The sequence below is a fragment of the Eisenibacter elegans DSM 3317 genome, assembly GCF_000430505.1.
In the GTDB taxonomy this organism is placed as follows: domain Bacteria; phylum Bacteroidota; class Bacteroidia; order Cytophagales; family Microscillaceae; genus Eisenibacter; species Eisenibacter elegans.
The window spans coordinates 551,643-575,970 of record NZ_KE387152.1 but is presented as its reverse complement, the minus strand read 5'-3'; the positions used below and the strand labels follow the sequence as shown (position 1 = coordinate 575,970).

General features: G+C 43.8%; 20 protein-coding genes. 12 read left to right on the top strand and 8 right to left on the bottom strand.

Features of this window, described 5'->3' with window-relative positions; all coding sequences use genetic code 11:
* Positions 1-15 precede the first annotated feature (15 nt).
* The 8 genes from G499_RS0112805 to G499_RS0112770 form a co-directional block, all read right to left on the bottom strand.
* Complete coding sequence (locus G499_RS0112805; protein ID WP_027000274.1) at positions 16-1,308, bottom strand: HTTM domain-containing protein; 1,293 nt, start codon at positions 1,306-1,308, stop codon at positions 16-18.
* A 38-nt stretch (positions 1,309-1,346) separates the two neighbouring features.
* The gene (locus G499_RS0112800) at positions 1,347-2,450 is read right to left on the bottom strand and encodes an imelysin family protein (RefSeq protein ID WP_027000273.1); all 1,104 of its coding nucleotides are present in this window, start codon (positions 2,448-2,450) and stop codon (positions 1,347-1,349) included.
* A gap of 456 nt (positions 2,451-2,906) precedes the next feature.
* Positions 2,907-4,040, bottom strand: coding sequence for a hypothetical protein (locus G499_RS0112795; protein WP_027000272.1), 1,134 nt, complete (start codon positions 4,038-4,040; stop codon positions 2,907-2,909).
* Positions 4,041-4,337: 297 nt separating this feature from the next.
* Positions 4,338-5,150 (bottom strand): SDR family oxidoreductase, encoded by an 813-nt coding sequence (locus tag G499_RS0112790; RefSeq protein ID WP_027000271.1) that lies wholly within the window; start codon positions 5,148-5,150, stop codon positions 4,338-4,340.
* A gap of 180 nt (positions 5,151-5,330) precedes the next feature.
* Positions 5,331-5,828, bottom strand: a complete 498-nt coding sequence (locus G499_RS0112785) for a YcxB family protein (RefSeq protein WP_027000270.1) — start codon at positions 5,826-5,828, stop codon at positions 5,331-5,333.
* A 37-nt stretch (positions 5,829-5,865) separates the two neighbouring features.
* Complete coding sequence (nadC, locus tag G499_RS0112780) at positions 5,866-6,723, bottom strand: carboxylating nicotinate-nucleotide diphosphorylase (RefSeq protein WP_027000269.1); 858 nt, start codon at positions 6,721-6,723, stop codon at positions 5,866-5,868.
* Positions 6,724-7,167: 444 nt separating this feature from the next.
* Entirely contained in the window at positions 7,168-7,479 is a 312-nt protein-coding gene (locus tag G499_RS22035; RefSeq protein ID WP_161627744.1) for a hypothetical protein, read from the bottom strand.
* Positions 7,480-7,601: 122 nt separating this feature from the next.
* The gene (locus G499_RS0112770; protein ID WP_027000267.1) at positions 7,602-8,012 is read right to left on the bottom strand and encodes a TMEM43 family protein; all 411 of its coding nucleotides are present in this window, start codon (positions 8,010-8,012) and stop codon (positions 7,602-7,604) included.
* 343 nt (positions 8,013-8,355) lie between these two features.
* On the opposite strand from G499_RS0112770, the gene G499_RS0112765 reads away from it, so the two are divergent.
* The 12 genes from G499_RS0112765 (at position 8,356) to G499_RS0112700 (ending at position 24,308) form a co-directional block, all read left to right on the top strand.
* Positions 8,356-8,853: a hypothetical protein gene (locus tag G499_RS0112765; RefSeq protein ID WP_027000266.1), complete on the top strand. Its 498-nt coding sequence runs from the start codon at positions 8,356-8,358 to the stop codon at positions 8,851-8,853.
* A 291-nt stretch (positions 8,854-9,144) separates the two neighbouring features.
* A complete protein-coding gene (locus G499_RS19955; RefSeq protein WP_051296230.1) occupies positions 9,145-10,086 on the top strand; it encodes a DUF3078 domain-containing protein in 942 nt (313 codons plus the stop codon).
* 230 nt (positions 10,087-10,316) lie between these two features.
* Entirely contained in the window at positions 10,317-11,519 is a 1,203-nt protein-coding gene (locus G499_RS0112755) for an MFS transporter (RefSeq protein ID WP_027000265.1), read from the top strand.
* A gap of 874 nt (positions 11,520-12,393) precedes the next feature.
* Complete coding sequence (locus tag G499_RS0112750) at positions 12,394-12,621, top strand: hypothetical protein (RefSeq protein WP_027000264.1); 228 nt, start codon at positions 12,394-12,396, stop codon at positions 12,619-12,621.
* Positions 12,602-13,024: a putative toxin-antitoxin system toxin component, PIN family gene (locus G499_RS0112745; protein ID WP_081413785.1), complete on the top strand. Its 423-nt coding sequence runs from the start codon at positions 12,602-12,604 to the stop codon at positions 13,022-13,024. The genes G499_RS0112750 and G499_RS0112745 overlap by 20 nt, the downstream gene beginning before the upstream one ends.
* Positions 13,025-13,574: 550 nt before the next feature.
* Complete coding sequence (locus G499_RS0112740; RefSeq protein ID WP_154658440.1) at positions 13,575-15,983, top strand: hypothetical protein; 2,409 nt, start codon at positions 13,575-13,577, stop codon at positions 15,981-15,983.
* 645 nt (positions 15,984-16,628) lie between these two features.
* Positions 16,629-16,949 carry a YnfA family protein gene (locus G499_RS0112730; RefSeq protein WP_027000261.1) on the top strand — a complete coding sequence of 107 codons (321 nt, stop codon included), beginning with the start codon at positions 16,629-16,631 and terminating at the stop codon, positions 16,947-16,949.
* A gap of 767 nt (positions 16,950-17,716) precedes the next feature.
* The gene (locus G499_RS19950) at positions 17,717-18,433 is read left to right on the top strand and encodes a NotI family restriction endonuclease (RefSeq protein ID WP_211231617.1); all 717 of its coding nucleotides are present in this window, start codon (positions 17,717-17,719) and stop codon (positions 18,431-18,433) included.
* Between the two features lies 1 nt (position 18,434).
* On the top strand, positions 18,435-19,343 hold the full coding sequence (locus tag G499_RS19945) for a DNA adenine methylase (RefSeq protein WP_051296229.1): 909 nt from the start codon (positions 18,435-18,437) through the stop codon (positions 19,341-19,343).
* 485 nt (positions 19,344-19,828) lie between these two features.
* A complete protein-coding gene (locus G499_RS0112715; protein ID WP_027000260.1) occupies positions 19,829-20,278 on the top strand; it encodes an HRDC domain-containing protein in 450 nt (149 codons plus the stop codon).
* Between the two features lie 7 nt (positions 20,279-20,285).
* Entirely contained in the window at positions 20,286-20,474 is a 189-nt protein-coding gene (locus G499_RS0112710) for a hypothetical protein (RefSeq protein ID WP_027000259.1), read from the top strand.
* A 1,038-nt stretch (positions 20,475-21,512) separates the two neighbouring features.
* On the top strand, positions 21,513-24,308 hold the full coding sequence (locus G499_RS0112700; RefSeq protein ID WP_027000258.1) for a VPS10 domain-containing protein: 2,796 nt from the start codon (positions 21,513-21,515) through the stop codon (positions 24,306-24,308).
* Positions 24,309-24,328 lie beyond the last annotated feature (20 nt).

Here is a 24,328-nt window from a genome sequence, read left to right as displayed (position 1 = left end):
AAAATCTGACGCTGCTTAATCTTCATAGTGTAAAATCCATTTTTTAGGGGCGAAGCCATCTCGTTCTTTTGTCAAATCTACATTCGGGTCAATCAGTAGTCGGCTAGGTCTAGCGTTCAGTGTAACATATACCTCTGCCCTTACTTGGGGGGCATGTACTCCTTCTTGCGCATAGTGTTTGGCCAAGAAATGTGCAAACTGTAAAATCATATCAGGCTGCATGGCCATTTGTTTTTCTTGGTGAGGGTTCAGGAATTCGCTATTATCGACCACTCCTTCGCGGCCCGTCTTGGTATCTTTCACATAAAAAGTAGCTGTTCCGGCCTTCTCCATCAGCATCACCCTCCAAGCATACCGATACCCTTCCTCTGTCCAAAAGATATCGCCTTTGTACAACACATACCGCCAGGGGAACAGCAATTGAAACAAAAAAAACAACACCAAAAACGCTAACCGCAACTGGCTCAGTAGCCCCTGAAAACCGGTTAAGGTTCTCGGTAGACTTGGATAATGTTTTTTCGTGTATTCAAAATCAAAAAATATCAAGGTCGCTCCTATCATCACCAAGGGGAATATTCCAATTTGGAACAACAGCCCTACCAACACATGAAACACAATGACGGCCAGATAAGCCAGCGGACGGGTTCTGCGCCACATCAGCCAAAAAGGAATGGTACAGTCATAAAGCATCCCAAACCAAGAGAACAGATACGGGGTAATTTTCCAAGTAAACATTGCGCCAATCAGCGGCATTTGGTCATGTGCAGGCAGCCATATTTTGAGGGGTAAAGCTAACACCAGCCAGTCATAGTTGATTTTGGCCAAGCCAGCATAAACATACACGATGCTGATTTGGAGCTTAAACATATCTATCACCCATCGGGGTACCTGCTGTTCCTTCTTGAAAGGTGGAGGTGGCGCAGGTATTAGGCAAAGTAATAAGCTGATTACACTAACAAAATAATAGTGATTGAGATAGTAGGTCAGGTCTATGAGTTCGGTATAGGTAAATATCAAAAACAACAACACTGCTGAAAGCCTGTATAGCCACCCCGTAGCCAGTGCGACACCGAGCGCTGCTGCTGCCATAATGAAATGTAATAGATAGAGTACCTCCACAGAAAATGGCGATATCCACGCAAACCCCCAATACTTAAAATGGAAAACGGGGTTGACATAATGATCTTCAATCCAGCCTAGGTACACAAACCGTAGAGTCCCAAAGGCCATCACTACACCAAAAGCAAAACGAAACACCCCCAAAGGATAGGCGGAGGTGTTTTGTTGAAAATACCGACGTAAGGGCATGAAATGATACCGTTTAGTTACCAAATGCAAATTTTTGATTAGTCACCGTCTCCACTACTAAACGTAATCGCGATTCCCAATAAAGAGCTCATATCGCTTTTAAAGAAGCGGGTATGACGCTGCAACTCTGTATGCAGGTTGTCAAAAGCTGCGGGAGTATTTTGAATTTGGATGGCGATTCTGGGGGTTTGTGGTACTGCATTGAGGCTGTTCATGACCACCGCCCACTGCGCCTCTGTGGCTGTAATCAAGGCTGCCCCTCCTTCTACGCTGGCGAGATATTCTTTGAAGCCAACTCCATCTTGCCCACTTTTAGAGCGCCCATACCAGATATTTTCAATTGCCTTGAGGTGTTCGACCATCATCTGACGGCTTTTGCCAGAATAATATGCCTCTACACGGGTGGGTTCGGCCTGTAGTTGCCCGGGGCGGCGGCCTAAGGGCAAGCCTGCCTTAAAGTTTTTGATGCTCTCAAAACTCTTGACAAACTCATTGTACAGTTGGGCTGTACTACTGCCTACATCTGTTCCTGTATTGCTCACAAACTGCTCTCTGTAGCTGGTGTTCCAAGCAGCCACAACAGCATCTACCCTCGTTTTGATGTCGCTAGCTACCGCTTGTAAGAATACTTTGCGATTTTGAGAGGAGAATTTGCTCAAAATAGCCGCATCATCATTGTTCAGGTCAAATATCAGATATTCCAAGGTCAGAAACCCACGGGCATCTCGGTTGAAATCATTGAAGTTTGCGTTGTTGTTTGTGATGGTATTTTCAATTTTGGTTGTTGATACCGGGAATGTGCCTATTTCTTCTATCAAACCCTTGCGTATACCCTCTTCTCCAGCTGGGCCAAAATTATATGCGTTGGCATACTGCCATTGAATATAGGCTTCTTCCCAAGCTGTTTGGAGATCGGTCAGATTGCGTCCTGTAGGGTTTTGCGCAAAGTTATCGGCGCTGGTTTTGAGGTTATTCACAGAACGCTGTAAGTCTTGGTAAGCCGGCACTATCAGGTTTTGAGCCATATTTTCCAGCATTTGCCTACGCTCAAAAGACGAGCCTATCTCTGTTCCAGCATCTGTACAACCTAGGAGGGTAAATACCCCTATACACAAAAACACATAACTAAATCGCTTCTTCATCGGGTATGTTTATTTTGGAGTTGCAAAAATAATAGGATTAGACTAAATAAAACTTAGACGAACGCTTTTGTTCTCGACAAAACCGCTTGTTGGGTGGATTGATAAATAGATAAACAAACGCCCTAAGCGCATTCCATACCAAGGGTGATATGGAGTTGAGGACTTACAGGGTTTGCTTTTCTTGATGCTCAAGGGTTTTTGTCCCACCTCATTTTGATTGGGTACAAACACCCTGAAATCACTTGTTGAGGGTACTTCCCAAAGCCCTGAATCAATCTAGGGGCGAAGCTCCTGAGTTTCCCCCCAACATAGACACAGTTTTAATCACAAAGAAACGGCTGCTGTTGGTCTAGTTTCAGTGCTTGAGCGCCTCACCCAACTTAGGGCAAATCCTTAATGACAAGGATTTCGAGCCTGTCATTAAGGGTATTGCGTTCACATTACCAAAGGGTCAAACTATCGGTTTTGTGTGTTCACGAAGTTTACTTTGAAGCTCTCTATCTGTGCATCTGTAAACCCGTAAATACTTTTCAACTGATTGATCACACTCGTCAATTTGGGAAGTTCGTTGACAGGGTCGGTTACAAACTTGTATGATGTGGGGGTGCCGTTTTGTGGTGCATTGAGCAATACCAAAATCTGATCAATTTGGGCATCAGTGATGCGCTTATGATTTTGATTGATGGTACGCCAGCCGTGCAAAAACCCAACAGCCTCGCCATATGCGTGTAGGGCAGACCCTTTTTGGCTGTCTGTAGGAGCGGTTTGGCTCAAAGTACTGATGGCACTGTGGCAGTAGTTGATGATGGTTGCTGCATTGATTTTTTCCCAGATAAGTTTGATTTCGGCCAAGGCCTCGTCGCGTTCACGAGTGTATTGATCTCCACCTTTAACAGCCGCCTGAAGCTTGATGAACTGGTTTTTCATCTGCACATAAAGGCTGTTATTGTCATTGATATCACTTCTGCGGGCAGCATAGTTGGCCATAGCCCTGTCTCTGTTTGCAGCTGTTACATTGTTAGAACCCGAGTTGGCAAAAGCTGGTTTAGCTCCATAAATAGCTACGAGCTGGTCTACAGTAGCTGTAGTAATATTGCCCGAAAACAGGCTGACAGCATGGTTGTATAACGTTGCGCCAAACTGTCCTTTTTCTACCAATTGCTCAAGCTCAAGGCCATTCTCATCGAAGAGATACCCCCCCAATACACCACCTTGTCCGGTAGGTGGGCCAGGAGTATATGTGCCGCCGCTGGCTTTGGCAAGCTCATCAAACCAACCACCGTCTCCTTCTAAGCGGCTTCTGAAATATGGCGTAATGACAGTAGCCAAGCTGGGGGTTCCTGTTGTGAAGAGCTGATCTAAAGCCGCACGCGTAACTACTGTGCCCGATGTGCGCCCTTTTTGTGCTTCTGAAGTAAGCGCAGCAAGCCTATCAAGTACCGCCGTTTGCGTAGCCGCATTGGCTACAAAGCTAGCTCCATCATACTCCTGAGGGATTTGTAGCGCAGGAGTGGCGGGCTCTTTCTTGCTACAAGAGAACTGTACAAAAGATAATAACACTAATAGTGCAATAACGACAGACTTGTTCATAATTTTTTGAGTAGATATTTAAACTTAATTAGTCTTAGTATAAATTACAGTCAAAACTAAATCCCCCGAGGACACAAGAAAAACTTGAGTCTGGTATGTCTGAGTAGTATAAAATACAGCCTACTATTAAAAGGTCTATTTACACTTACCTATTGCCAGAATTGGAGAAAATATTTTGACTATAAGATGATGGTACAAAGCTAAGTACTAACTCTATTTAGACCAAATTCAAATAGTTGTTTTTGATACTTTTGCTATTTGCAAGTATCTTACAAGCTGATTATCAGAGAGAAAAATTTACTGCCGCTTCAGCGGGCTATCTTTTTCCTTGGCCATGGCGTTGTACACCAGCTTGTCCATTAGGGCGGGGAAGAGCTTATTGAGGATAACCGTCAGCTTGCCCTGCCCCGTAAGGACGAGGTCGCGGCGGCGGCGCTGTACGGCCTTGAGTGTATGTTGGGCTACCTCTTCGGCGCTCATCATCTTGCCCTCGTCGCGTGGCGTTTCCCCTTGGGCGCTGCCGTCCTTGGCCAAGGCTGTTTGGCGGATGTTGGAAGCTGTAAAGCCCGGCGACACTAGCAACAGGTGTACACCGGTATAGCGCAGCTCCGTGCGCAGGGCTTCAAAAAAGCCTCGCATGGCAAACTTAGACGCAGAGTAGCCTGTGCGGGCGGGCAGGCCTCGGTATCCGGCGATAGACGACACCCCCACGATGCTGCCCTTGCTGGCCAAGATATGGGGCAGGGCATACTTGGTGGCGTACACCGTTCCAAAAAAGTTGATTTCCATCAATTGGCGAATCACACTCAGCTCGGCCTCCGCAAAGAGCGCCCGCATGGAGATGCCTGCATTATTAATCAGTATATCCAAGCGTCCAAAGCGTTCTACGGCCAAGGCAACCATCCGCTCGCAGTCAGTCTCTTGGGCTACATCTGCTACTACGGCCAAGGTCTCGATGCCCTGCTCTTCGAGCCAAGCCGCTGCCTCTTGCAAAGGCCCTTCTTTGCGGCCAGTGATGACTACCTTGGCACCGGCCAACCCAAATGCCTGAGCATAAGCCTTGCCGATACCCGAAGAACCTCCAGTGATGAGTACTACTTTGTTTTGCATATCATAGTGGGGATTACTGGACTGAAAATTATGCCAAGATTCACAAGATTTGAGGGTTTAGAGGATTTAATCTTCTCGATTCTCAAGGATTTTCAGCGGACATATTTCCCAAACAAATTTTGATTAGATATAAACTTTCAGTGCTATCGCACGGGCTCTAGCCCTAGCCTCAACACCGAGTTATTTAGCCTCAGCCAGCAACTGCTTGCGTTTGAGAATGCTCTCAAAAAAACGCAGGTCGTTATCACTGTTAAAGATTTTGAAGGGAAGATAAATAAACTGCCCCTTGGAGATGACAAGCAGGTAATGGTCTTTTTCTTTCTTAGCACTCTGAATCATATTCCACTGGATTTGCATCCCCTCCTTGCTATTGACCTTCATCAGGATAGCACGAGAATCGATTTCGTAGCTGTAGCGCTCAAAAATAATTTGGTGTTGTTCTAGTTTGGTGGCTCCATAAAACTGGATGTACCAAAACAGAAAATACAAACCCGCACCGATGGGCGCAAAGAAATAAATCCAGAGGTTGCTATAGACCAAGTTGAGGAGTAAGTTCAGCACGATGACCCCAAAAAAAATCGCCACAGGCACCCACCATTGGGTGCTGAGGAGATTGCGCATTGCCACACGCACATAGGTGTTGGGCTCTAATTGGTACTTTTTTGTTTTTACAATCATAAAATCGGTAAATAATACGTCCGTAATGGTATGAATCTTAGCAGGCTTTGAGGCTGAGGTCGAGGCTTCCGGCGGAGTGTGTGAGCGCTCCCACCGAGATATAGTCTACGCCGGTTTCGGCAATGGCCGCAATGCTGTCTTCTGTAATGCCGCCGGAGGCTTCTGTGATAAAGCGCCCGTTGATGAGTTGCACGGCTTGGCGCATCTCGTCGATGCTCATATTGTCGAGCATCACGACTTGCACTCCACCTATGTTGAGCACTTCTTGGACTTCGGCCAAGGACTGGGTCTCGATTTCGACGCGAAGGTGTTTGCCCAAGCCTTCGAGGTAGCGCTGTGTACGGATGATGGCGTTGGCAATCCCGCCGGCGTAGGCAATATGATTGTCTTTGAGCATAATCATATCATAAAGCCCAAATCGGTGATTGGTACCGCCGCCAATCGTTACAGCCCATTTTTCCATCATTCGGAAATTGGGGGTGGTTTTGCGCGTATCGAGTATTTTGGTTTTGGTATGGGCAACAAGCTGTACCAGTTTTTGGGTATAAGTGGCGATGCCGCTCATCCGCTGCATACAGTTGAGCAGGAGGCGCTCTGCCTGCAAGATGGCCTGTGCATTGCCTTCGACCACAAAGGCCACGTCTCCTTTTTTGATAGAATCGCCGTCGTTGAGCATAGGTGTAATGCTGACCTCGGGGTCGAGGTGGCGCAAAATACGGTAGGCTAGCGCTACCCCGGCCAGAATACCTTCATCCTTGACCAACAGCTGGGCCTTGCGTCGTGCTTGTGCCGGCACACAGGCCAGCGAAGAATGGTCGCCTTCGCCCACGTCTTCGTGCAGCGCACTGACAATAAACTGATGGATACTATCGTCTGTTAAGTAGTTCGTTTTCAAAAGCTTGCAGGGTTTGGTAAGCCAATCCGACGTTGAAGCATCGGTATGCAGGGGCAAATATAGGAAATTTTGCCACACCGTCATTCGCTAAAAAGCCCTTACATAAGGCTTATGCCCCAAAACAATTCGCTCTGTTGATGAACGCCTATGGCAACATCACCTTGTAGGCTGTAGCTTTCAAATAAATACGTAGGTTGAAGCCTATATTACAACTTATGCCACGCCGCTGGACATTTTTGGTTTTTGTCGTCGTTGAGAAACCTGTTGCATCAAGAACGTATTAGAAAATCCCACGCAACCGGACATTTTCAAATCCCACAGTTAAAACTGTGAGCTAAGTCTTATTTGCTCCCAAAAACAAAGCCTCAACCTGTCTCGGAGTCGGAGCTCCGAACTACTTTTCCAAAAATATCTAGTGTATGAGAAAATCCCCGTGGCGTTGACTTATGCTGTATTTTGGGGAGAATAGGTGCAGAACATAATTCCTAACAATGTAGGATTCATCAACACAAACCCCCACCAATACAAATCAGTATGTGTAGTGTGAGGCCAACTAGGGTGGTACAAGAATAAAAAATGGTTAAGCAGCGCACTAGCCACCCCTGTCAACACCATAAGCGCCACCATCACCACCCACCGACGTGGTTTGGAATGCCTCAGCGGTGGTTCAATAAACGCATAATAAACAGCTGCCACCGCTAAAAGTAAGAGCATATGGGGCAGACTTATAAGGCGATAGTAGACTTTTTCACTCATTGGGACATAGGCTGTAGTCATCACTAGAGGCACAAACATCATTCCATCCTAACCTAAAAATGCCGAAGCCTACACTCAAGGCATAGGCTTCGCAACAACTAAACCGGCTCAACAACCCATCATCATCCCAGAGACGCTTGGCGCTTGCCTTTGGCTTGAAAATAAAGATAGAGCGCTGTAGCGGCTGCTGACAATAAGATGATGCCCAATATTGGGCGGTAAAATATCCACGCAATGGCAATTGTCGTGATGGACAGGACAAGGGCTATCAGGCCGGAGAAAATCATCACACCTCCGCCAACAATATTGCCCAAAAATGGTAAAATATTAGACAAGATGACCAACGGTTGGAACAGCATTCCTAGGCCGATGGCCATCATCATATATCCTACCACACGCAGTATCCAAGTCAGGGCGTTGTTGCCGTCTTGGGCGGCTTTGAACATATCGGCGGCGCTGTGTGTGCCCGTTTCTATCAAAAAAATGCCATTACCGTTTTTGGTGCGGTAGCGGCTCAGTGTCTGTAGCGCCACCTAGGCGGGAGAAAAAGCCTTGACGAGAGACTTCTGTGTAGGAATTTGACATAGGTTTGAGGGGTTTGAGGAGAATAGTAAGCAACTGTATCCCTGAGTACGCAAAATTTCCACTGTAGACTACACAAAGTGCCTTCATATTTTATGAGTCTTCGTTTTAAGTTGATGAGCCCCACCGATGATACCATCAAGAGCTTGTCTAAGGCGTTATCCCATTCATCAACCCAAATGCACGCCTGATACTCCCAAAATAACCATCCCTAAAAAATACCCTAACTGTGTCAGAAACTGGCCGTTAGTACGGGCAAAGTGTTTATTTTCTCAAACATAAACCCATAGCCCAATGAGATACCTTACCCTGACAGTCCTGTGTTGTTTTGTAATGTTATGGAGCGCTCAGGCACAAGATACCTTCGCCTTCGACGATGATACCAAGCTCAAGATAGAAGGCCGTTTGTGTAGCACCCTGCCCGACACCGAGGGCGGAATGCGCAAAGCATATCTGCACCAAACCAGTACCCAGATTATCATCAGTGTAGTAGACCTCAACGCCGACAATACCGTCGGGGGCATCAGCGTCTATACAGTAGATAAGGCCAAAATCAATAAAACTACCACCGAGGATGGGGTTGTAAAACAAGAAAATGGTTATTATGTCAATGATACCTTATACGCTGTCGTGATAGGCTGTAATGGGGGCAGGGTGCAATGTGTGGAAGAGGCCTCCTATTACCTCTCTGCCGAAAATATCAGTAAGAAGAAGAAGTACTATGTCGAGTTGCCTTTCCACGACGAGGCCGAAGCACTGAAGGCTTTCAAAGAAATTCAGGACGCTCTCTAATCCCCTTTTGGATACGCTGTCTCTCAAGGGTTTATACCAAGATTCACAAGATTTGATTTTCTTGATGGCCAAGGATTCTCAGCACACAGCTTTCCCAAACCAATTTTGGTTGGGTATAAAACCGTGGAGCCAAGTCTCATTGTATATCAACATAAGGCCTCTGCTTATTTTGGTGTGAGATACTATCTCAAAATCCAATCCTGCAAACCCTCAAGTCCTATGAATCTTGGTATAAAGCCCTAACTATGTTACCTTTGTGGCGTGATTATTTTGACAAAACACAAACACAAAATGTTCAAAAACGCCTATCTCCTGACTGTAGCGCTGCTGGTGCTACAGTGTTTTTTTGGGCAGTTGTCGGCCCAAGAGGCTGACAATGCCGCCGATACCCTCACACAGGCCGCCCCCCCTGGCATTTGGAGTCGCAAAGGCTCGCTCAGCTTTAGCCTTGCCAATGTAGGCCTGCAAAACTGGCAGGGAGGCGGGCAGAGCTCGCTTTCATTGGGAGTGCTCTTCGATGGCAACATTACCCGCAAAACAGCACGCAGCCAATGGAGAAATTATATCAATGCAGCTTTTGGGGTAGCGCGACTGGGAGAAAATGACGGAACGAATATTTTCAAAAAAACTGATGACCAGCTCATCCTTGGCAGCAACTACGACTACACGCTCTCGAAGGCTTGGAGCTTGAATGCGGCTGTGGAGCTGCGGACTCAGATGGCTCCGGGCTATACTTTTGACCGCGACTCGCTTGGGCGTGAATTTGTCGACAAGCGTATTTCTGATTTCTTTGCGCCTGCCTTCCTTGTGCCCAATATCGGTTTTAAGTACCAAAACAAACACCTACAGGCCACTATCTCTCCCCTAGCTAGCCGCCTGACTTTTGTGCTTTCGGACGAGCTGTCGGCAGCAGGCGCTTTTGGTGTAGAGCCCGGGAAAAGGCTCCGCTCGGAGTTTGGCTATACCCTCAACGCTGTTGGGCAGTTGGAACTGATGAAAAACGTAACACTCAAAAGCACTCTCGTGCTGTTTTCGGACTACCGCACGCCGGACATCGTTACGGTTAATTGGGATAACTTGCTGGTTTTCAAAATCAACGAGTTTTTCTTTACCAGTTTTACCACCCAGCTCTTCTACGACCACAACATCCTGATAGCGCAAGCCGATGGCCGACAGATTCAGGCCGTACAGTTCAAACACGTGCTGAATCTCAATGTAGGATTTAAGTTTTGACGCAGCACCGCCTCCGGTATTATCAGTTGGGTAACTTTTGACACAGAAAAGTTGTCGATGATGGCATAATTTTGCCACTTTAACCACGCCACCGGGCATTTTCTAATTTGGCTTTGATTCAACAAGTTGCTGCGGTTAAATATGCCCCGAGCGCTCGGAAGGCAAAATAGGCACGCACCACCACAAGGCAAACCCAAAATGTCCGGTGGCCTCTACTTGGACCCAACACAATGAACAACAATACCCGCCTCGGGCTGAGAGAAAACTGGAAACAATTTACCTTGCTTGTCATCGTCAACGCTTTTGTCGGGGGGATGATTGGGATGGAGCGGACGATATTCCCTCAATTTGCAGAACAAACCTTTGGGGTGGCCTCCAAAACGGCCATCCTTTCTTTTATCACTGCCTTTGGCCTTACCAAGGCCACAGCCAACTATTACACAGGACGCTTGGCCAACAAGTTTGGCCGCAGGTGCTTGCTCTTGTTTGGTTGGATACTGGCCATCCCTATTCCCTTTATGCTGATATATGCGCCCAATTGGGCGTGGGTAATCGTAGCCAATATGTTGTTGGGTGTGAGCCAAGGGCTGACGTGGAGCAGTACTATCGTGATGAAGATTGACCTCGTGGGCGAAAAAGAGCGAGGCCTAGCGATGGGATTAAACGAATTCGCAGGCTACTTTGCCGTGGGTCTGGTGGCTTTTTTTACCGGATATGTGGCCAATCATTATGGCATTACGCCATACCCGTTTTATATCGGCGTGTTTTTGTCGGTTGGAGGGCTGCTGCTCACCCTCTTGTGGGTAAAAGACACCCAAGTGTTTGTGAACCAAGAAAGCACCCAAAACAACACCAAGTCCCTGAGGAATGTGTTTGTAGAAACTACATTCAAAAACAAAACCCTGAGCGCCGTAACACAGACCGGCCTAGTCAACAACCTCAACGATGGTATGATATGGGGGCTGTTGCCCATCCTGCTACTCTCGCTACGCTACAATACCGAAAATACAGGGTATATCACCGCTATCTACCCGACAGTATGGGGCCTAGGACAGTTGTTTACAGGGAAAATGGCCGACCTCTACCCCAAAAAGGGCCTGCTGTTCTGGGGGATGCTCTTACAAGGAGCTGCTATTTTGCTTATTCCTTTTGTCAGCTCATTTGCCGCATTGGCTATGCTGGCCGCAGTATTGGGGCTAGGAACAGCCTTGGTATACCCCACCTTTTTGGCTACCATTGCCGCCGCAACCACCCCGCTCCAACGGGCTGAAAGCATCGGTACTTTCCGCCTTTGGAGGGACTTAGGCTATGCTTTCGGCGCAGTAATCTCGGGAGTTACTGCCGATTTTTTTGGGGTAGGCTACGCCATAGCACTCATTGGCGGGCTTACAGTCGCCTCAGCTATCATCATCAAAGTTCGAATGCCTAATTAAGGAATAGATGATTTTGGGTGGATGATTAGGGTTGCTACTTCATAACTCGCTAATCGTAAAGTAAAGAACCATTCCATAATTTGACTATCCAGATTTTGGATATTATTACTTGTACAAACTTAAAGAATGAAATTAGATATCGAGTTAAAAAATTGAAGATGAATAAAAACTGAACCGCTGACAACCGTTTGGCAAAAGTGGCGGTTCAGTACTTCGTATGAAGTTTTGTACTGAAAAGCCGCCACCTTCGCCAAGCCGCAAACCGTCAATCTGTCTAAAAACCCATTAAAACACGCTGTACCAAGGCGATACAAGCTCGTAGCGAGACGCATATTTGGCACGAATACTTTGAAAAGTACAAAATATCTTCGGTAAAACGGTTTATAATCAACCACAAAAACCCAAAGAGGCCGAGTACAAGTTTTCTACAAAAAGGTCTATACGCCGCACCACATTGTCGGGCGAAATGAGTGCTTCCAGCGGGTCTGTGAGGTGCTAAGTCGCTCTGTTCTTACCAAGTATAAATTTCATTCCCTAAGCTATGGATTTTTTTGGTTTTTTGCTATCTTCGCAAGAGTTGGTTTTTGGACAGACTGTCGTTATGAGAAATTTTTGCCCTCCACACTTGCAAATGTCCGTTGTGTAGTTTAACTTAACAGGTAACGAAAGGAACTTGTTCACGTGTTCACGAATGTTTCCCATCAAGTTAAACGGACATTTGGCACTGCGTAAAAACCCGTTTTTACGACAATGCGGTGCTCCAGAAAACGCGCTCATAACATCCCCTTTACGACAATGCTCGCTGCGCTCACACTGCGTAAAGCTTGATTTTGGCTAAAATTGTAAGAACCGAAAACTCAAAAAAAATAAAACTATGCGGACAGTTCAGATAAAAGTAAGCGAAACCGACTTCCAAAAGTATAATTTAGGGAGTGGTGAAATTAAGTTTACTGATTTGGTATATTTAATTAGTCGTGAATACGCACGACAGGCGTTGTTGGAGTGTAATGAAATAGCTGAAAAGGTTGGGCTTTCTAAAATGACAATGGACGAAATCAATGCTGAAATTAAAGCCGTAAGAGATGCAAAAACTCATTCTTGATACAAATGTTATCGTTTCTGCACTCATTTCAAGTTCTATTCCGAGCAAAATTTTGTACGAATTGGTACTGACTGAAAAAGTAGAGATTTGCCTTTCGGAAGAAGTATTGGTTGAATATTTAGAAGTGTTGAACAGGGAGAAGTTCTCAAAATTCACTAATTTCAAAACCAAAGCCGAAGTTGTGTTGAATAGACTGAGAGAAATTGCTACTTTTTACCAAACAGACCGAAAAATTGAAGTTTTGACAGATACAAGCGACAACAAGTTTTTGGAGTTGGCAGCGGTAAGTGCAGCAGACTATTTGACAACAGGCAATACGCTTGACTTCACAATAACAGAGTTTGAGTACACCAAAATCTTGACACCGAGAGAATATTGGGATAACTACGCACCGAAAGAATAACAAATTCAGCCAACATTGGTCTGGCGAAAACCGTCAATCTGTCCAAAAACCCATTAAAACACGCTGTACCAAGGCGATACAAGCTCGTAGCGAGACGCATATTGGGTACGAATACTTTGAAAAGTACAAAATATCTTCGGTAAAACGGTTTATAATCAACCACAAAAACCCAAAGAGGCCAAGTACAAGTTTTCTACAAAAAGGTCTATACGCCGCACCACATTGTCGGGTGAGATGAGTGCTTCCAGCGGGTCTGCGAGGTGCTAAGTCGCCCTGTTTTTACCAAGTATAAATTTCATTCCCTAAGCTATGAATTTTTCTTGGCTTTTTGCTATCTTCGCAAGAGTTGGTTTTTGGACAGGCTGTCTTTACCCATGTTTGGAAATCTTTTGTAACTGTCCGTAACTCCAGTTAATAAAGTTCTGTTTCTTGCTCAGATGTCAAACTAATTGTTAAAACTCGACTTATACGTTTTTTGGGGCTAAGACACAAAATACTAGTAAATAATTTGTTCTTAATACTTATCTACTTTAAAATCAGCACTTAAGAAATGATTGTTCAATTAAAAAAAGCAGTAATTCACCCTGATTTTTGGGTGATAGCTTTCGTTCTTTTTCTTTTTTTCCCACCGCGTCTCTACAATTATGTAAACAATTCCTTAGATGGTTCTTGGGCGATTGGATTACAATTGGCTCTAGAAAAAAATATGCATTTTGGAACTGATTTCTTGTTTACTTACGGGCCTTTGGGTTTTTTGAACACAGGACTTGTTTTTGGGGTAAGTAAGTGGGTGTATGTTTTATACTATTTGATTTTTTTTACCTTTATTGTTTATATTTTAAAACTTTTTTTTAAAAAATACACACTCAATTTATTTAACGGGCTTGCTATAATCAGCGGCGCATTGATATTTCGCTTAGCTTATGATACTCAAATTTGGTTTTTTTACTGTTTGTTTATCTCTGCATTGGTTCTCCATGAAGATGCCAACAAACGTGTACACTTTATTATTAGTATTGCCTTGGCTTTGCTGCTTTTTTTTGTAAAGGCCAACTCGGGAATTGTGGCAATGTTGTATATACTCATATTTATTCCTTTTGCTTATTTTTTAGATCGCATTTCCCTAAAAGAAGCTTCTATTGGTGCTCTTTCATACATACTCCTACTTCTGTTTCTTTCTTGGATTTGGCGTGTAGACATCATCCCCTATATTCAAGGCAGTTGGCATATCATTAATGCTTATAATGATTCTATGTTTACCCCTGAAGTATTTGAAGAAAGCAAGGTGTATATACTCTATGAAGCAGCTTTAGTCTTAATTTTAATGCTTGTTTATTTATTTTATTACTTACAGATAAATGCCCGTAAGCAATCTCGGCAATTGACTCTTGTACATGTATTTGTTATATTGTCTGCCATAGGGCTTTCATATCTTATTTTTAAGCATAATTTTACACGAGGACATACAATTTATTATTTTTCTTTGATCTTGATGCCTGTACTTATGTTGTATTATTTTGCAACTCCTGCAATGCTCAATTTTGCAAGGTTGATTGTTTTGATTGTGTTGATGTTTGGTTTTTCTTTTTATGACAACAGGTTTAATTTGTTTAAGGATATTGTTCAGGGCAAAGTTTTTATAGGACAGTTTGAAGCAATTGTCACAGTTACGGGACAAGTATTCGGGAAAATAGATCAACGCTATCTGACTATACATGAAACAGCTGAGAGCTTGCCGGATGCCTTTCTCAAAGAAATAGACCGGAAAAGTGTTGATATAATCCCTTGTGATATTTATTTGATTTACAAACACAAACTTAATTACAACCCTCGTCCTGTTATACAGTCTTATTCGGCTTATGACGAGTACCTGGATAAAATCAATGCCGATAAGTATCTGAGTGTAAGCGCACCCGAATATGTTATTTTCACGCTTTATACCATAGACAACAGATATGCGTTCTTTGATGAGTCTCAAACTAAACGCGCCTTGATGCAAAACTATGAAATAGTGCAAAAAGAAGGTAAATGGATTTTATTTAAGAAAAGAAAAATCAAAAGAAGATTGGAATTGTTAAAAACAAAAGAATTTACTTGCAAAATGGGGGATTCTATTGCTCTGCCAAAAACCGACAAAATTGTTTACTGGGATGTGCAAATACGATACAGTTGGTTGGGTAAAATACAGCGCTTTTTTGTTCAACCGCCGGCTTTATTTATGCAAATTACTACCGAAGATAAGCAAAGTGAAACAATTAGAGTGCCTGTTTCTATACTCAATACCGGACTACTTGTCAGCAACTACATCCTTAATAATGATCTGTTTGCCGTAAAACATCTTGAGGCCTTGGATCAGGTTTTTTATTTGTTTTCCTTCGGGTCTTCCAAGCAAACCTGTTTACCGACCCATGAAACAAAAATCAAGTCTATTAGATTTTTTTCTGACAGTACGGCTCATTATGGATTTCAACCTGACGTGAAAATTATCAGCAAATACTATGATTTAGAAAATGACGGCAGCTATCAGGCAGTATTCCAATCTAAAATATCACAAGAGAAGATTAATGCTGCGCAAACCTCTATGGAGTATAATTTCGAGATAAAACATTGCGACAATTTATTGATGGTAAGAAGAGGGTGGGGATTTGTGAAAGGCATGAGTGCAGAGACAAGTAAAAGCTTTCTTGTTTTTAGAGAAGAAAGCGGAAAAGATATTATTGTTTCAACTGAAAGAGAAACACGCTTAGATGTTTGGATGCTGTTTGAAAACAAATACAAAGGCCTCAATCTTTCCGAGTCCGGTTTTAATACAAGCATAAAACAATCTAATCTGATACCTGAAAACACCTATCAACTCGGCTTGATGATAGAAGTAAAGCCGGGCATGCGGTATATTGAATGGGTAGGTGAGTATTCTCTCAAGAATAAAGACAAGGCTTTTCATTCTGATTATTTTTAGAGATTTTTCATAAAATATTAATGAACTGACTCAATGCAAGTACCTTTATATGCTTTTTAATTCACTAAGTACACCGGAAAGAAAATAAACTACTTTATTTTCATTTTCCATAGCGTAGGGTTTGCAAACCCTATGCTATTATGGAAAGGAGGCTCGAGAGCAAAGACATGGAACCTCGGATTATCTCCAAAATAATAATTTATTAGTTTACAACGAGCGAAGTACCAAAGCAAAAACAGTTTGTGTTTTAGTTGTTGTGTAATAGACTGAAAATTAATCTTATACATCAAATAAACGCTCAATATTAAAAAATAGCAACTACTTACAATGAGCATACTAAATATTTCGGACAAAAGCAGTCAAATCTCCTCAAAAGTACTTGTTCTCGGTTTTCTGGTTCTCCACCAAATCCGTTGTATGCCTTTTCTGCTTGGCAGTGAGTTTTGGATGGAAAACGGGCTAAGTAATATTGGTTATAAAAAAAATTAAAAAATATTTTTACTTATTAAAATTTACAATACATATTAAAAATAACATAGAAACAGAATAAAAAAATATTAAAATGATTCTTTTTATTTTCGGTAACGACCTCAAAGTAAAAAATATGACCGAAAAGAAAACTGAAACGCTAACAGAAAACTTACGATGAAAGACATAATCATATTTATATCAGCGGCATTCTTTGAAATCTTTGGATGTTTTGCTTTTTGGTCATATGTTAGAACCAACAAGTCTTTCTATTGGTTAATTCCGGGAGTATTTTCACTAATCATTTTTGCCTACTTATTGACAAAAGTCCAAACTGAATTTGCTGGACGAGCATATGCTATTTACGGTGGAATATATATTGTTGCTTCGTTACTATGGCTTTATTTTGTAGAACACAACACGCCTGACAAGTGGGATATTATCGGTGCAAGTGTTTGTATTGTTGGAGCAATGATAATTTTATTTATGCCACGATAAAAAATAAACGACAGACAAGAAAGCCAAACCGCTAACATCACCTATACGCAAGTAGGGGTTTACCTGCGGTGCTGCTTCGTAGGACAGGAAAGTAGTAAATTTAAAGTTCAGTTCTTCGTAGGAAGTTCAGTGATTAAAATCCCTGCTTGCGTATAGCCGCGAACCGTCAATCTATCCAAAAACCCGTTAAAACACGCTGTACCAAGGCGATACAAGCTCGTAGCGAGACGCATATTGGGTACGAATACTTTGAAAAACACAAAATATCTTCGGTAAAACGGTTCATAATCAACCACAAAAACCCAAAGAGGCCAAGTACAAGTTTTCTACAAAAAGGTCTATACGCCGCACCACATTTTCGGGTGAGATGAGTGCTTCCAGCGGGTCTGTGAGGTGCTAAGTAGCCCTGTTTTTACCAAGTATAAATTTCATTCCCTAAGCTATGAATTTTTCTTGGATTTTTGCTATCTTCGCAAGAGTTGGTTTTTGGATAGGCTGGACGTTAGCACCAATTGTAAAAAGACAGCCGACCATCATCAAACGGTGGACAAAAACCTATCGGCCGATAGAAATAATTTGTAAATTTGCACAATGGCGATAGAAGGAAAAAATAATAATCCATTAGGAGAAGTTTTTGGCTTCCCAATTATCAATGAAACGGCTAAAGCAAAACGCTACCGTGACAAGAAGCTCTGTCCTTTTAACAACAAGGTTCCAAATTGCACCAAAGACAAGGCAAACGACCCATTGGGAGTTTGTAGTGTGTTGTGTTTCATAACAATAATCCTGTAATCACTTGCCCGACAAGGTTTCGTGAAGACTGGTTGATAATCGAAAATGCTGCAAAATTTGCTTTTGACGAAAAAACCAAATGGACATCACTTTCTGAAATTAAATTACTTGACAAGAATGGGCAATCGGCTGGCAACATTGACTTTGTTTTAGTTGCATATAACGACAAGGGACAGCTTATTGACTTTGCTTCTCTTGAAGTTCAAGGTGTTTACATATCTGGTAATCTTCGTAATCCATTTGACAGTTACATAAACAAACCGACAAGTAAATTCGCTTGGACAACTGGTTACAACTCACCAAAGCCTGACTATCTTTCTTCTTCAAGGAAGCGATTAATCCCGCAAATGCTTTACAAAGGCGGGATTTTCCAAACTTGGAAAAAGAAACAAACAGTCGCTTTACAAAAATCTTTCTTTGACACGTTACCGAAATTACCCACAGTCAGTAAAGAGAAAGCAGATATTGCTTGGTTTTTATATGACTTGGTTCTTGACAAAGAAACCAATCAATATAACCTAACTTTGGTTGAAACAGTTTACACGGACTTTGAAGCGGCATTGTTTAGAGTTACAACCCCTGAACCTGGAAAATTGGAAGATTTTATCAATATTCTTCAGGACAGGCTTGATGAAAGATTAGAAGGCTATTCGCCTGATACACCAAGTTTAACCGATATAATCAGCAGTTAAGATGGGTGAGCAATTAACTATATTTGAAAAAGCTACAGTTAAAAAACAGCAAACGCAAGTTGTCAATGTTGCATCTGTTCCGCAAAGAAGCCCTTTTCGTTATCCGGGTGGAAAGACTTGGTTAATACCTACTGTTAGAGAATGGCTTCGTCAAGACAACAACAAAAAGAGTTTAATTGAACCGTTTGCGGGTGGTGGTATTGTTAGCTTGACAGCCGCATTTGAAAATCTTGCTGACCATATAACGATGGTTGAGTTAGACGAAGAAGTTTCAGCAGTTTGGGAAATAATCCTTAGCGGTAAAAATGAATGGCTTGCTGACAGAATTTTAAATTTTGAACTATCACACGAAAACGTAAACAAGGAACTTAGTAATCCAAACAAAGAAATTAAAGACATTGCTTTTTGCACCATTCTTAAAAACAGAGTTTTTCACGGTGGTATTATTGCCAAAGGTTCTGGAATGCTTAAAAACGGAGAGAATGGAAAAGGTATTGCTTCGAGATGGTATGCAAAAACGCTTGCCGACAGAATTAGAGCAATAAACTTCGTCAAACATAAAATTCAATTCCTTCAGACAGACGCTTTCAAAGTAATTGAGCGAAACAGCGACAATAAAAACGCTTATTTTTTTATAGATCCGCCATACACTATCGCAGGTAAACGGCTTTATACATATTTCAACATAGACCACGAACAACTTTTTTACTTGACATCCAAAATTCAGGGGAAGTTTATGTTGACATATGACGACACAGAAGAAATCAGAGTATTAGCAAACAAATACCATTTAGCTTTCCGAACAATACCAATGAAAACGACACATCATTTGGAGAAGAACGAAATAATTATTTCCGACAACTTTGACTGGTGGACAAGAACAACTGGTGCTAACAGCGGTTTGGTGTAATGGCGGGTGCAGTGCTTCGTAGGAAGTTTTGTGCTCCGAAATCCGCCACCTTCGCCAAGCCGCGAACCGTCAATCTATCCAAAAACCCGTTAAAACACGCTGTACCAAGGCGATACAAGCTCGTAGCGAGACGCATATTGGGTACGAATACTTTGAAAAACACAAAATATCTTCGGTAAAACGGTTCATAATCAACCACAAAAACCCAAAGAGGCCAAGTACAAGTTTTCTACAAAAAGGTCTATACGCCGCACCACATTGTCGGGCGAAATGAGTGCTTCCAGCGGGTCTGCGAGGTGCTAAGTAGCCCTGTTTTTACAAGTATAAATTTCATTCCCTAAGCTGTGGATTTTTCTTGGCTTTTTGCTATCTTCGCAAGAGTTGGTTTTTGGACAGACTGTCGTTATGCGGCATTGTATCGGACGACAAAAAAGTCGTCTGCGATACATTTGACGAATGAGTCGAATATTTTATAAACTACTTTTATGAAAGTAAAAGTTTTTCATATCAGACTTACAAAAGAGAACTTACAAAGTGACCAAGACAGCTTGAACAACTTCTTGGACAGCGTGACAGTTAAAAAGACTGCAACCGAACTCATAAACGGACAGCCTAACTTTTGGTCTATTTTAGTTTTTTATGACGGCCAAAAAATAGAGAAACAAGAAAAAACTTCGGACAAAATCTCAATAACAGACGAGAGCAAACTAACAGACGAAGAGAAAAGAATTTTTAAATCTCTAAGACAGTGGCGACAGGACAAAGCATCACAACTTAACATCCCAAACTTTATGGTTTGCCACAACACAGAACTTTTGACAATTGCCAAAATTAAACCTCAGACATTAGACGAACTTTCAAAAATTAAAGGGTTTGGCGGACGGAAAATTGCAAAATTTGGATATGATATAATCGCTGTTTTAAATTCTATTTAAAATTAAAATGGAGAGCGATAAAAAATATGACGAGATAAAAGAACAGGTGAAAACCCTGAATACAAAATTTAACTCTGCGGTTTCAGAAGAAGATAGGCAAGATTGGAACACTCAAATGAACAAAGCGGGTAAATTGATTGAAGGTTATGGTAGGACAAGTTACAACAGAACAGAAAAACATTATACTTGGAATTGAATAGACACATACAAAAAAACAACGAACGCACAACAGCCGTTTTGCAAAAGCGGGGGTTTAGCTGCGCTGATTTTCAATTAGCTGCGCTGATTTTCAATTAGCTGCGCTGATTTTCAATTAGCTGCGCTGATTTTCAATTAGCTGCGCTGATTTTCAATTCGTGCTTCTATGAAAGTGAAGTGCCAAATTCAAGCTTTATGCATCTAGTCAAGTTAGTGCTAAAAACCCACCTTCGCACGCATTTTCCGTTGGTGATAATTGTAGGGCGACCACCCCATCCAGTAAGTAGACTTTTCAACAAACAACTTTGAACTTTTCGAAAAACCTTAACTTTTTGACTTGAGTTACCTTTGCGCTATCAAACTTTAAAGCAAAAAGAAAATGGCAAAGACAGTTTTAGTTACTGGAGCTTCGGCAGGAATTGGCAAAGCAACGGCTATTTTGTGAGCACAAAACGGCTACAATGTGTATGGGGCTGCACTTAGGATAGACAAAATGCAAGACCTCAAAAATTACGGCATCAAACCTATTGCACTAGATGCTACAAAAGACGAAAAGATACCTTCCTTTTTCTACCTATGATATCGCAACTACATTGCTAAAAAAACCCCCAGAGGGGTGTTTCATCGGTAGACAATCGATACACAATCACAAAAAGTTCCCCAGAGGAGCGATGCCGTTGACAGCCTACAGCACACGGCGATGTTGTACACCACTGGATATTTTGGACAAGTAGCTCGGAGTTCTAGTTCCGAGACAAGCTGAGGCCTTATTTTGGGGGTAAAATCAGACTTAGCGCACAGTTTTAACCATAGGATTTGGAAAATGTCCATATATGACCTTACTATCCCCGCCAATCCCAAATCGTAACTTGTCAATCTGCTTCTGTTTTCCCTCAAAAAAAAGACGGAGAGACGCTTTTCGTCTTGTGCTTAACGACATTGGGCAAAAAAGATGGCTTATAGGGCAAAAAAGCTTTATTTTGGACTTGCTTTAGGTTAGTAATACAAATCATTAGCTTCACCTTACTTCAATTTTATGCACTCACCTCTATCTACTTTCAAGCTTTGGGCTGTAGGACTCTGGTTGGCGCTACATGGCGGGTTGGCCGTTGGCCATGCCCAAAGTACCGAAGCCGAACTACTGGCGGCTGCCAAAGCCTCGGCAGCGATGCGCCAACAATCAATGTTGAAGCACTATCCCGTACGCAGTGTGGGGCCTACCGTGATGGGTGGGCGTGTGGTAGACCTCGACTGGCACCCCTCTGACCCCAATACCTACTATGTGGCCTATGCCTCGGGTGGGGTATTCAAGACAACCAACAACGGTGGTACTTTTGAGCCTATTTTCGACAATCAGGAGCGCCTCACCATCGGCGACATTGCCGTATCGCCGGCAGACCCACAGGTGATTTGGGTAGGTACTGGCGAAAACAACAGCAGCCGCTCTAGCTATGCCGGATTGGGCGTGTACCGCAGTACTGATGGGGGCAATACGTGGACACATACCGGCCTTTACAACACCCAACACATCGGGCGTATCGTAGCACACCCTACCGACCCCAACACGGCTTGGGTGGCCAGTATCGGGGCTTTGTATACCAAAAATAAAGAACGTGGTATCTACAAAACCACGGATGGAGGCAAAACTTGGACACAGACCCTGTTTGTGAATGAAGATACGGGGGTGATAGACCTTGTGGTCAATCCCAAAAACCCCGACCAACTGTTGGCCGGCGCTTGGCAGCGCCACCGTCTGGCTTGGGATTTTGAGGAAAATGGCCCGGGGTCGGGCATCTACGCCTCTAGCGATGGGGGCAATACGTGGAGCAAACGCCTCGATGGTCTGCCCAATACCCAACATATGGGGCGTATAGGGCTGGATGTGTGTGCCACACAGCCCAATGTAGTGTACATGATTTTGGACAATCAACAAGCCACCCAAAAAGAACGCAAGCCCGACACAAGGCTGCCTTTCACCCCGCAGGCCTTGTCGACGATGAGTGTAGCGCAAGCTCTTGCCAAGAGCAACCAAGAGTGGGAGACTTTCCTCCGCACCCTGCGCTATCCGGCCAAGTATACCGCCGACCGTGTCAAACAAGACCTTCAAGCGGGGCGCTATACTCCCAAGCAGGTAGCCAATTATTTCAGCAATGCCAATGACGCGCTTTTTGATACCGACGTAGTAGGAGCAGAGGTGTACCGCTCCGACGATTTTGGGCAAACATGGCGCAAGACACACCAAGAACCGCTCGAAGGTGTGTATTTTACCTATGGTTACTATTTTGGGCAAGTACGGGTAGACCCCAACGATGCCAACCGACTCTACATATTTGGTGTGCCTAGCCTAGAGTCTGCCGACGGCGGTAAAACTTGGGCAGAGATGGCTCCTTATAGCCAGAGCGGCGTACACGTTGACCACCACGTGCTGCTCATCAACCCCAAGAACAGTAATCACCTGATTTTGGGCAACGACGGCGGGCTTTATGTCAGCTATGACCGTGGCCAACACTTTGACCACCTCAACAACGTTGCCGTAGGGCAGTTTTACACCGTTACTGTCGATATGGAAACACCCTACAATATCTACGGTGGGCTACAAGACAACGGCGTTTACTTTGGCTCTTCGAAGTCTGTGCCTAAGCGCAGCAAAGACTGGGAGTCGTTGATGGGCGGCGACGGAATGTATGTACAGGTAGACCCTCGCGATGCTAACTTGGTGTACACCGGCTATCAGTTTGGCAATTACTATCGCCTACGCAAAGACCGCAGCGAGTTTGAGTACATCACACCCAAGCACGAAATTGGCGAAGCCCCGCTGCGTTTCAACTGGCGCACTCCTTTGCTGATTAGCAAACATAACCCTGACATCCTCTACATTGCCGCTCAGCGCGTATACCGGTCCGTAAACCGAGGTGCCGACTGGCAGGCTATCAGCAACGACCTGACACAAGACCGCTCTACGGGTGATGTGCCCTTCTCGACCATCAGTAGCCTGGCCGAATCACCTTTGGTGTTTGGCTTGCTCTATGCTGGCACAGACGATGGCCGCCTACACGTCAGCCGCAATGGTGGCGCTGATTGGCAAGAGCTGGGCAATGGCCTCCCCAAAGACCGATGGGTGAGCAGTATATTCCCTTCGCCACACGCTGAGAGTACTGTGTTTGTAACCTTTACCGGATACCGCAACGACGATATCACGGCCTACCTTTACCGCTCCGATGATTATGGTCAGAGCTGGACTTCGCTCAAGGGCAACCTCCCCGACGAGGCTGTCAATATCTTGATTCAAGACCCCGTAAACCCCAACCTACTATACCTCGGCACAGACCAAGGCGCATACCTCAGCTGGGATGGTGGCAAAGGATGGCACAACATCGCAGGCGACTTCCCCAACGTAGCCACCTATGACCTCATCGTACACCCGCGTGAAAACGAGTTGGTAATCGCCACTCACGGGCGCAGCATCTATGTGATGGATGTGAAACCCTTCCAGTCGCTCAAGCCCTATGTAGCCATCGTGGTATATCCAGCCGCTGACATCCGCTTCGATGAGCGTTGGGGAACAAAGCCCCGTAGCTATAGCCCCGTCATTACTCCGGAGCTGACTTGGATGTTCTACCTTGGGCAAACAGGCCAACGCATCCGAGCACAGATTTTGGATAAGGACGGCAAAGAGTTGCGTAATTGGACGATTGACAGCCCACAGCCGGGCTTCCAACATACTAGCTGGAACCTCAAAACCAATAAGGACAACTACGTAGGCAAGGGTACTTATACCCTACGTCTGAGCGCAGGCACTCAACAAGCCGAAACAACTGTAGAAGTCAAGTAAGTCTTGGGCAGTATAGGAGC

Bases quoted from the DNA above. Each gene is read 5' to 3' on its own strand.
- G499_RS0112805 (WP_027000274.1), bottom strand. From the start codon at position 1,308: ATGCCCTTACGTCGGTATTTTCAACAAAACACCTCCGCCTATCCTTTG.
- G499_RS0112800 (WP_027000273.1), bottom strand. From the start codon at position 2,450: ATGAAGAAGCGATTTAGTTATGTGTTTTTGTGTATAGGGGTATTTACC.
- G499_RS0112795 (WP_027000272.1), bottom strand. From the start codon at position 4,040: ATGAACAAGTCTGTCGTTATTGCACTATTAGTGTTATTATCTTTTGTA.
- G499_RS0112790 (WP_027000271.1), bottom strand. From the start codon at position 5,150: ATGCAAAACAAAGTAGTACTCATCACTGGAGGTTCTTCGGGTATCGGC.
- G499_RS0112785 (WP_027000270.1), bottom strand. From the start codon at position 5,828: ATGATTGTAAAAACAAAAAAGTACCAATTAGAGCCCAACACCTATGTG.
- G499_RS22035 (WP_161627744.1), bottom strand. From the start codon at position 7,479: ATGAGTGAAAAAGTCTACTATCGCCTTATAAGTCTGCCCCATATGCTC.
- G499_RS0112765 (WP_027000266.1), top strand. From the start codon at position 8,356: ATGAGATACCTTACCCTGACAGTCCTGTGTTGTTTTGTAATGTTATGG.
- G499_RS19955 (WP_051296230.1), top strand. From the start codon at position 9,145: ATGTTCAAAAACGCCTATCTCCTGACTGTAGCGCTGCTGGTGCTACAG.
- G499_RS0112755 (WP_027000265.1), top strand. From the start codon at position 10,317: ATGAACAACAATACCCGCCTCGGGCTGAGAGAAAACTGGAAACAATTT.
- G499_RS0112750 (WP_027000264.1), top strand. From the start codon at position 12,394: ATGCGGACAGTTCAGATAAAAGTAAGCGAAACCGACTTCCAAAAGTAT.
- G499_RS0112745 (WP_081413785.1), top strand. From the start codon at position 12,602: ATGCAAAAACTCATTCTTGATACAAATGTTATCGTTTCTGCACTCATT.
- G499_RS0112740 (WP_154658440.1), top strand. From the start codon at position 13,575: ATGATTGTTCAATTAAAAAAAGCAGTAATTCACCCTGATTTTTGGGTG.
- G499_RS0112730 (WP_027000261.1), top strand. From the start codon at position 16,629: ATGAAAGACATAATCATATTTATATCAGCGGCATTCTTTGAAATCTTT.
- G499_RS19945 (WP_051296229.1), top strand. From the start codon at position 18,435: ATGGGTGAGCAATTAACTATATTTGAAAAAGCTACAGTTAAAAAACAG.
- G499_RS0112715 (WP_027000260.1), top strand. From the start codon at position 19,829: ATGAAAGTAAAAGTTTTTCATATCAGACTTACAAAAGAGAACTTACAA.
- G499_RS0112710 (WP_027000259.1), top strand. From the start codon at position 20,286: ATGGAGAGCGATAAAAAATATGACGAGATAAAAGAACAGGTGAAAACC.
- G499_RS0112700 (WP_027000258.1), top strand. From the start codon at position 21,513: ATGCACTCACCTCTATCTACTTTCAAGCTTTGGGCTGTAGGACTCTGG.